The sequence below is a fragment of the Pseudomonas sp. MWU13-2862 genome, assembly GCF_023242495.1.
Taxonomy (GTDB): Bacteria; Pseudomonadota; Gammaproteobacteria; order Pseudomonadales; family Pseudomonadaceae; genus Aquipseudomonas; species Aquipseudomonas gingeri_D.
The window spans coordinates 75115-84339 of the sequence record NZ_JALMEZ010000007.1; the positions used below are offsets into that span (position 1 = coordinate 75115).

Sequence of the window (9225 nt, forward strand, 5' to 3'; positions counted from 1 at the left end):
TGGCCTGGGCCCGTGTGCTCGGTGCGGTCTCGAGCAAGGACGAAGTGGTGTTCGGTACCGTCCTGCTCGGTCGCCTGCAAGGCGGCGAGGGCGCCGACCGGGCGCTGGGGATGTTTATCAATACCTTGCCGCTGCGGGTGGCACTGGGTGGGCTGGGTGTACGTGAAGGGGTCAAGGCCACCCACTCACGCCTTACCGCTCTGCTCGGTCACGAACATGCGCCGCTGACCCTGGCGCAACGTTGCAGCGGCGTGGCGGCGCCGACCCCGTTGTTCAGCGCGCTGCTGAACTATCGACACCTGGCGAGTGGCAGCAGCGACCTGCCGGCCTGGAACGGCATCGAGATGCTTGGTGGCGAAGAACGCACCAACTACCCGCTGACCCTGTCGGTGGACGATCTGGGCGAAGACTTCGCCCTGCACGTCGGTACCTTGGCCGGTACCGGGGCACAACGGGTCTGCGGCTATATGCTCAGCGCCCTGGAAAGCCTGGTCGAGGCCCTGGAACAAACACCGGCCTTGCCGTTGGCGCAGTTGTCGATCCTGCCCGCCGCCGAGCGCGAGCAACTGCTGGTAGGGTTCAACGCCAGTGCTCGCGACTACCCACGGGCGCAAACCGTCCATGGCCTGTTCGAAGCCCAGGTGCGGGCGCGTCCCGAGGCTTGCGCGGCGATCCACGATGGCGTGTCGCTGACCTACGCCGAACTCAACACCCGGGCCAACCGCCTGGCCCGGCATCTGCGCGGTCTCGGTGTACAACCGGGCGACAGCGTGGCGATCCTGCTGGAACGCTCCCATGAGCTGCTGGTCAGCCAACTGGCGGTGCTCAAGTGCGGCGCGGTCTATGTGCCGCTGGATATCAACGCCCCGGTCGAGCGCCAGGGTTTCATGATCGAGGACAGCCAGGCCCGGGTCCTGCTGACTCGCCGCGAGGTGCCGCTGGTCACCAAGGTACAACGTGTGGACCTCGATCATCTGAGTCTGGAGCGCCTGGACGGCGATGACCTGGCGATACCGCAGTCCAGCGAAAGCGTGGCCTACATCATGTACACCTCCGGCTCCACCGGCACCCCCAAGGGTGTTCTGGTGCCGCATCGGGCCATCAGCCGCCTGGTGATCAACAACGGTTATGCCGACTTCGATGCCCGGGATCGGGTGGCCTTTGCCTCCAACCCGGCATTCGACGCCAGTACCCTCGACGTCTGGGCGCCACTGCTCAATGGCGGCTGCGTGGTGGTGATCGGCCAGGTCGACTTGCTCTCCCCGGACAATTTCCAGCGCCTGTTGCTGGAACAGTCGGTAACTGTGCTGTGGATGACCGCCGGACTGTTCCATCAATACGCCGCGGGCCTGGGCGACGCCTTCTCGCGTTTGCGCTATCTGATTGTCGGCGGCGATGTGCTGGACCCGGCGGTTATCGCCCGGGTCCTGGCGAACGCCGCTCCCGAGCACCTGCTCAACGGCTACGGCCCGACCGAAGCCACGACCTTTTCCGCAACCTATGAAATCACCCGGGCGGACAGCGGCAGCCTGCCGATTGGCCGGCCGGTGGGCAACGGTCGTCTTTATGTGCTCGATGCCCAGGCCCAGCCCGTGCCCCTGGGTGTGATCGGTGAGTTGTATATCGGTGGCCTGGGCGTGGCCAAGGGTTACCTGAACCGGGATGAGTTGACCCGGGAAAAATTTGTCGCCGACCCGTTCGACAGCGACCCGCAGGCGCGCTTGTATCGCACCGGCGACCTGGCGCGCTGGCGTGCCGACGGCAACCTGGAATACCTGGGGCGTAATGACGACCAGGTGAAGATCCGTGGCTTCCGGGTCGAACTGGGCGAGATCGAAGCGCGCCTGGCCGAACATCCCGAGGTCAAGGAGGCCGTGGTGCTGTGCCGCGAAGAGACCCCGGGCGACAAGCGTCTGGTGGCCTATTTCACCCCGGCCTTTGCCGGGGCGGTGGAACGGATCGACGCGTTGCGCGGGCATTTGCACGGGCAGTTGCCGGAATATATGGTGCCCATGGCCTATGTGCGCCTTGAGCGCCTGCCGCTGACGGCCAACGGCAAGCTGGATCGCAAGGCCCTGCCGGCGCCGGACGAGCGGGCGCTGATCAGCCGTGGCTACGAGGCGCCCGAGGGAGCAACCGAGACCTTGCTGGCGCAGTTGTGGTCCGAGCTGCTCAAGGTCGAGCAGGTCGGTCGACATGACCACTTCTTCGAGCTGGGCGGGCATTCATTGCTGGCGGTGACGCTGATCGAGCGTATGCGCCAGGCCGGCCTGAGCGCCGATGTGCGGGTGCTGTTCAGCCAGCCGACCCTGGCCGCGCTGGCCGCGGCGGTGGGCAGTGGTCGTGAAATTCGCGTGCCGGCCAATGGCATTACCCTCGATTGCTCGCGTATCACCCCTGAACTGTTGCCGCTGGCGAACCTGGACCAGGCCGCCATCGACCGGATCGTCGCCACGGTGCCGGGGGGCGTTGCCAACGTCCAGGATATCTATGCCCTGGCGCCGTTGCAGGCCGGCATCCTCTATCACCACCTCAGCGCGGAGCAGGGCGACCCCTACGTGCTGCAATCGCAGTTCGCCTTCGACAGCCTGGAGCGCCTGGAAGAATTTGCCAGTGCCTTGCAGTTCGTGATCCAGCGCCATGACATCCTGCGCACCGCGCTGGTCTGGGAAAGCCTCGACGAGCCGGTGCAGGTGGTCTGGCGTCAGGCGCAGCTGGTGCGCGAGAGCCTGGAACCGGACCCGCAGGGCGTTGATGTGGCGAGCCAGCTGCATCAGCGTTTCGACTCGCGGGACTACCGCCTGGATATTCGCCAGGCACCGATGCTGCGGCTGATCCAGGCCTGGGATACGCAAAACCAGCGTTGGCTGGCCTTGCTGCTGTTTCATCACCTGGCGATGGACCACACCGCGATGGATGTGGTGCAGCACGAGATGCAGGCCTATCTGCTGGGGCAGCAGGCGCAACTGGGCGCGCCGGTACCCTATCGCAACTATGTCGCCCAGGCCCGCCTGGGCGTGAGCCAGGAAGAGCACGAGCGCTTCTTCCGCGAACGGCTCGGGGATGTCGACGAACCGACCCTGCCGTTTGGCTTGCAGCTGGCTGATGTTCAAGGTATCGATGAAGCCCGTCTGCCTGTTGGGGTTGCGCTGGGTCGCCGTTTGCGAGTCCAGGCCCGTCAACTTGGGGTAAGTGCCGCCAGCCTGGTGCACCTGGCCTGGGCCCAGGTACTGGGCCGGGTTTCGGCCCGCGACGATGTGGTCTTCGGTACGGTGCTGATGGGCCGGATGCAGGGTGGCGAAGGGGCCGACCGCGCCTTGGGCATGTTTATCAATACCTTGCCGCTGCGGGTGGTCCTTGGCGCTCGCAGCGCACGGGAAGGGGTCAAGACCACCCACGACGAACTGACCGCGTTGCTTGGCCATGAGCATGCGTCCCTGGCGCTGGCCCAGCGTTGCAGCGCTGTCAGCGCGCCGCTGCCGTTGTTCAGCGCCTTGCTCAACTACCGTCACAGCAGCGTTGTCGTGACGGACGAGGCGCTGACGGCCTGGCACGGCATGCAGGCCCTGGGCGGTGAGGAACGCACCAACTATCCGCTGACCCTCAACGTCGATGACCAGAGTGAAGACTTCCTGTTGACCGCCCAGACTGTTCCGCTGATTGCGGCTGAGCGAATCTGCGCCTATATGCAGCGGGCCTTGCACAGCCTGGTCGATGCCCTGGAGCAGACGCCCCAGGCGCCATTGCAGGACTTGTCGGTGCTGCCGGAGGCTGAACGTCGGCAGTTGTTGGAAGCCTTCAATGCCACTGCGGTCGACTATCCGCAGGATCTGACCTTGCATGGCCTCTTTGAAGCTCGCGTGGCCACCGCTGGCGACGCAGTAGCAGTCGTGGACGAGAAGGGCAGCCTGACTTATGACGCGCTTAACCGTCAGGCCAACCGCATTGCTCACCGTTTGATCGGCCTGGGCATCGGCCCGGATGATCGGGTGGCGATCTGTGTCGATCGTAGCCTGGAAATGGTCGCGGGGTTGATGGGGATTCTCAAGGCCGGCGCTGCGTATGTGCCACTGGACCCGGATTATCCGATTGATCGTCTGACCTACATGTTGGAGAACTGCGCTCCGGCGGTGGTCCTCAGCCAAGAGGCTTTGCGTGCGGTACTTCCAGCCAGCAACGTACCGGTACTGTTGCTCGATCCTGAGTATGCCGAACGTGAAGGTTTCCTCGCACAACCAGATAGCAATCCGCTTCGGACCGAGGTTCGTCCCGAGCATTTGGCCTATGTGATCTACACCTCCGGTTCGACCGGCCAGCCGAAAGGCGTGATGAACGAACACCGTGGAGTGGTCAACCGCTTGCTGTGGATGCAGGACGAATACGGTCTGGATGCCTCGGACAGTGTGTTGCAGAAGACGCCATTCAGCTTCGACGTGTCGGTCTGGGAGTTCTTCTGGCCGCTGTTCAACGGCGCACGGCTGGTGATGGCGCGTCCGGGCGGTCATCGTGACCCGGGCTATCTGCGTGAAGTGATTCGCGAGCAGAAGATCACCACCTTGCACTTTGTGCCGTCGATGCTGGATCTGTTCCTCGCTCATGGCGAGGCCGGGGGTAGCGGTTTGCTGCGAGTCATGTGCAGCGGTGAAGCGCTTCCGGGGCATCTGGTGCGACGCTTCAAGCAGCAGTTGCCGGAAGTCGGCCTGTTCAACCTTTATGGTCCGACTGAAGCTGCGGTGGATGTGACGGCCTGGGATTGCACGGGGCCTGAGACGCCAGACAACACGCCGATTGGCAAACCGGTGGCGAACACGCGGATTTATCTGCTGGATGCCAACCGTCAGCCAGCGCCACTGGGGGTGGCCGGCGAGTTGTATATCGGTGGTGTACAGGTGGCTCGCGGCTACCTGAATCGCCCTGAACTGAGCGCCGAGCGTTTCCTCGATGATCCGTTCAACGTCGGGCGCATGTACCGCACCGGCGACCTGGGTCGCTATCTGCCGGACGGCACGGTGGAATACCTGGGTCGTAACGACGACCAGGTGAAGATCCGTGGTTTCCGGATCGAACTGGGCGAAATCGAAGCGCGCCTGGCCGCTTACCCTGGCGTCAAGGAAAGCGTAGTCCTGGCTCGGGAGGACAACCCGGGCGAAAAACGCCTCGTGGCCTACGTCACGGCGCAACAGCCTGAAACCATGTTGGAAATCGAAAGCCTGCGCACTCATCTGCAAGGCGCATTGCCGGAGTACATGGTCCCAGCCGCCTACGTGCAGCTCGATGCACTGCCACTGACGCCTAACGGCAAGCTGAATCGCAAGGCGTTGCCGGCGCCAGATGGTGGCGCATTGATCAGCCGTGAATACGAGGCTCCACAAGGGGAAGCCGAAACCGTACTGGCGCAACTCTGGGCGGAACTGCTCAAGGTCGAGCGCGTAGGGCGGCACGACAACTTCTTCGAACTCGGCGGTCACTCGCTATTGGCCGTGACGCTGATCGAGCGCATGCGCCAGTTCGGCCTGAGCGCCGATGTGCGGGTACTGTTCGGCCAACCGACCCTGTCGGCATTGGCCGCGGCGGCGGGCGGTAGCACGGAAATCGTGGTGCCGGCCAACCTGATCCCCGAACGCTGTGAACACATCACCCCGGACCTGTTGCCACTGGTCAGCCTGACCCAGGCACAGATCGACCGGGTGGTGGAAACGGTGCCTGGCGGTGCCGCCAATGTGCAGGATATCTACCCGCTGGCGCCATTGCAGGAGGGCATCCTGTTCCATCACCTGTCGGCCGGCGAAGGTGATCCCTATGTGCTGCAATCGCAGTTCAGCTTCGACAGCCGCCAACGCCTGGATGACTTTATCCGGGCGCTGCAAAGCGTGATCGATCGTCACGATGTGTTGCGCACCTCGATCGTCTGGGAAGGGCTGGAGACACCGGTGCAAGTGGTCTGGCGCCAGACCCGGCTGATGGTCGAGTTCTTTGAGTCGACCCCGGGAGACGCCGGACCGCTGGCGCAACTGCTGCAGCGCTTCGATCCGGCGCACTTGCGCCTGAATCTGCAACAGGCGCCGCTGCTGCACCTGGCGGTCAGCGAAGATACGCTCAACCAGCGCTGGGTGGGCGTGCTGCTGTTCCATCACATTGCCATCGACCACACCACGATAGCCGTGGTGCAGCAGGAAATGCAGGCCAGCCTGCGTGGGCAGGCGACGCCATTGGCGCCGGCCATGCCGTATCGCAACTATGTGGCCCAGGCCCGCCTGGGTGTCAGCCAGGAGGCCCACGAAACCTTCTTCCGCGAGATGCTCGGCGATATCGACGAGCCGACCCTGCCGTTCGAACAGCAGGAAGTGCGGGGTGACCAACAGGCGATCGCCGAAGCCCACCTGACGCTGGACCTTGAGCTGTCCCAGCGCCTGCGTGGCCGTGCCCGGCAATCGGGTGTCAGCGCGGCAAGCCTGGTGCACCTGGCCTGGGGCTTGGTGCTGGGCCGCCTCTGCCGACGCGAGAAAGTCGTGTTCGGTACCGTGCTGCTGGGCCGGATGCAGGGCGGCGCGGGCGCGGATCGGGCGCTGGGGATGTTTATCAACACCTTGCCGCTGCGCCTGGACCTTGGCGAGATGGGCACGCGGGCCGCGCTCAAGGCGGCCCATGGCCGGCTGACGGCGCTGCTGGGCCATGAGCATGCGTCCCTGGCCCTGGCCCAGCGTTGCAGCGGGGTGCCGGCGCCGACGCCACTGTTCAGCGCCTTGCTCAACTATCGGCACGGTGCCGGTGAGGTCAGCCAGCAGGCGCTGGATGCCTGGCAGGGTATCGAAAGCCTGGGGGGCGGCGAGCGCACCAACTATCCGCTGACGCTTTCGGTGGACGATAACGACGTGGGCTTCAGTCTGACGGTACAGGCGACTGCCGGCGTCGATGCGCAACGGGTCTGCGGTTATATGCAGGTCGCGCTGGCGAGTGTGGTGGGGGCGCTGGAGCAGAACGTGGAGGTGCCGCTGGGACGGCTGTCGGTGTTGCCGGCGACTGAGCGTGAGCAGTTGTTGTTCGGGCTCAACGCTACCGTGCTGGATTATCCGCAGGCGCAGACCATTCATGGGTTGTTCGAGGCGCAGGTACAGCGTACGCCGCAGGCCCTGGCGGTGGTGCATGGCGGGAAGCGCCTGACCTACCTCGAACTCAATGAGCAGGCCAACCGCCTGGCGCACACCCTACGTAAACAGGGTGTGCGGCCGGATTCGCGGGTGGGGATCTGTGTTGAGCGTGGGGCTGAGATGGTTGTCGGGCTGCTGGCGATTCTCAAGGCAGGCGGCGGTTATGTACCGTTGGACCCGGCTTATCCGGCGGAGCGGATTGCCTATATGTTGCAGGACAGCGCTCCGGCGGCGGTCCTGGCCCAAACCTCTACCCGGAATCTGTTAGCGGGCGTTTCGGTGCCCGTGATCAATCTCGACCAGGACACCTGGCAGGATGAGTCCGCCCAGAATCCGCAGGTGCCGGGGCTGACTTCGGCGCATCTGGCCTATCTGATCTACACCTCGGGTTCGACCGGTCTGCCCAAGGGCGTGATGATCGAACACCGCAATACCGTCAACTTCCTGACCTGGGCCCACAAGGCTTTCGACGGTTCGGCGTTGAACAAGACATTGTTCTCCACCTCGCTGAACTTCGACCTGGCGGTCTATGAGTGCTTCGCCCCTCTGACCTCGGGCGGCAGCATCGACGTAGTGAAAAACGTCCTGGAACTGCAACACGGCGAACATGATATTGGTTTGATCAACACCGTTCCATCCGCGCTCAAGGCCCTGCTGGAAGTGGGCGGCGTGCCGAAATCGGTGCACACGGTCAACGTGGCGGGCGAAGCCCTTAAACGCAGCCTGGTGGAATCGCTGTTCGAGAAGACCGGCGTCCAACGCCTGTGCAACCTCTATGGCCCTTCGGAAACCACCACCTACTCAAGCTGGGTGGCGATGGATCGCGAAGACGGCTTTGCCCCGCATATCGGCAAACCGGTGGGCAACACCCGGTTCTACCTGCTGGACGAGCAGCAACAGCCCGTTCCGCTGGGTGTTCCGGGTGAAATCTACATCGGCGGCGCCGGCGTGGCCCGGGGTTACCTGAACCGTGATGACCTGACTGCCGAACGCTTTCTCCAGGACCCGTTCGCCATCACGCCAAATGCCCGGATGTACCGCACCGGCGACCTGGGTCGTTACCTGGCGGACGGCAATATCGAATACCTGGGCCGTAACGACGACCAGGTGAAGATCCGTGGTTTCCGTATCGAACTGGGCGAGATCGAAGCGTGCCTGGCCAAACACCCCGAGGTTCAGGAGTCGGTGGTGATGGCCCGTGAAGATGTGCCGGGTGAAACCCGCCTGGTGGCGTATTTCACCCTGGCCAACGTCGGTGTGGTGCCGGACAGCGGCACCCTGCGGGCTTATCTGCAAGGACTGCTGCCGGACTATATGCTGCCGGCGGCCTATATGCAGCTCGACGCCTTGCCGCTGACTCCCAACGGCAAGCTCGACCGCAAGGCACTGCCGGTGCCGGACAGCAGCGCCTACGCCTCGCGTGTCTACGAAGCCCCGGTGGGTGAAGTGGAAGTCCGGTTGGCGGCACTCTGGGCCGATTTGCTCAAGGTCGAACGGGTGGGGCGCCACGACCACTTCTTCGAACTGGGCGGCCACTCGTTGCTGGCGGTGAGCCTGATCGAGCGGATGCGCCAGGCCAATCTGGAAGCCGATGTGCGGGTGCTCTTCGGCCAGCCGACGCTGATCCAGGTGGCTGCCTCGGTGGGCACTATTCAACGGCTGGAGGTACCGCAGACGAAGATTCCGATGCTCAATCGCAAACGCCGTATCTGAAGCCCCGGCACGGCCCGCCCGATTCGCAATCGGTCGGGCCGTCGCCCCTTTCTTTTCTCCCTCCTGTGCAACCCCCGGCAGGGCGTGCTTTCAGCACGCCTTGTCCCGGCTTCCCATGACAGACAGTCGCCCGTGGATGCTCTAATTTTTGAGGCCTGTGGGGAGCATGGCGAATGGGATGTTTCGCTGGTGTCAGTGGACCGCAGCCCTTTGTTGCTGCGGACCCGATCACGCCTGCGCCCGGACTCCCGTGTTGTCTTCGAGCTTCGAAGCCCCTCCGATCTTTTATCGCGCGAAACGCTGTCTCCGACACCGAGCCTTTGGGCTGTCACCCTCTCCGAAATGATAAACAGCAGGTTATTCG

General features: G+C 64.0%; 1 protein-coding gene (only partly in view). It reads left to right on the forward strand.

Annotated elements, in window-relative coordinates:
- On the forward strand, positions 1 to 8861 hold the 3' portion of the coding sequence (locus tag M5C56_RS14320; RefSeq protein ID WP_247263195.1) for a non-ribosomal peptide synthetase. It extends 7507 nt beyond the left edge of the window; the window shows 8861 of its 16368 coding nt (coding positions 7508-16368); its start codon lies beyond the left edge, outside the window; the stop codon is at positions 8859 to 8861.
- The last annotated feature ends 364 nt before the right edge of the window (positions 8862 to 9225 follow it).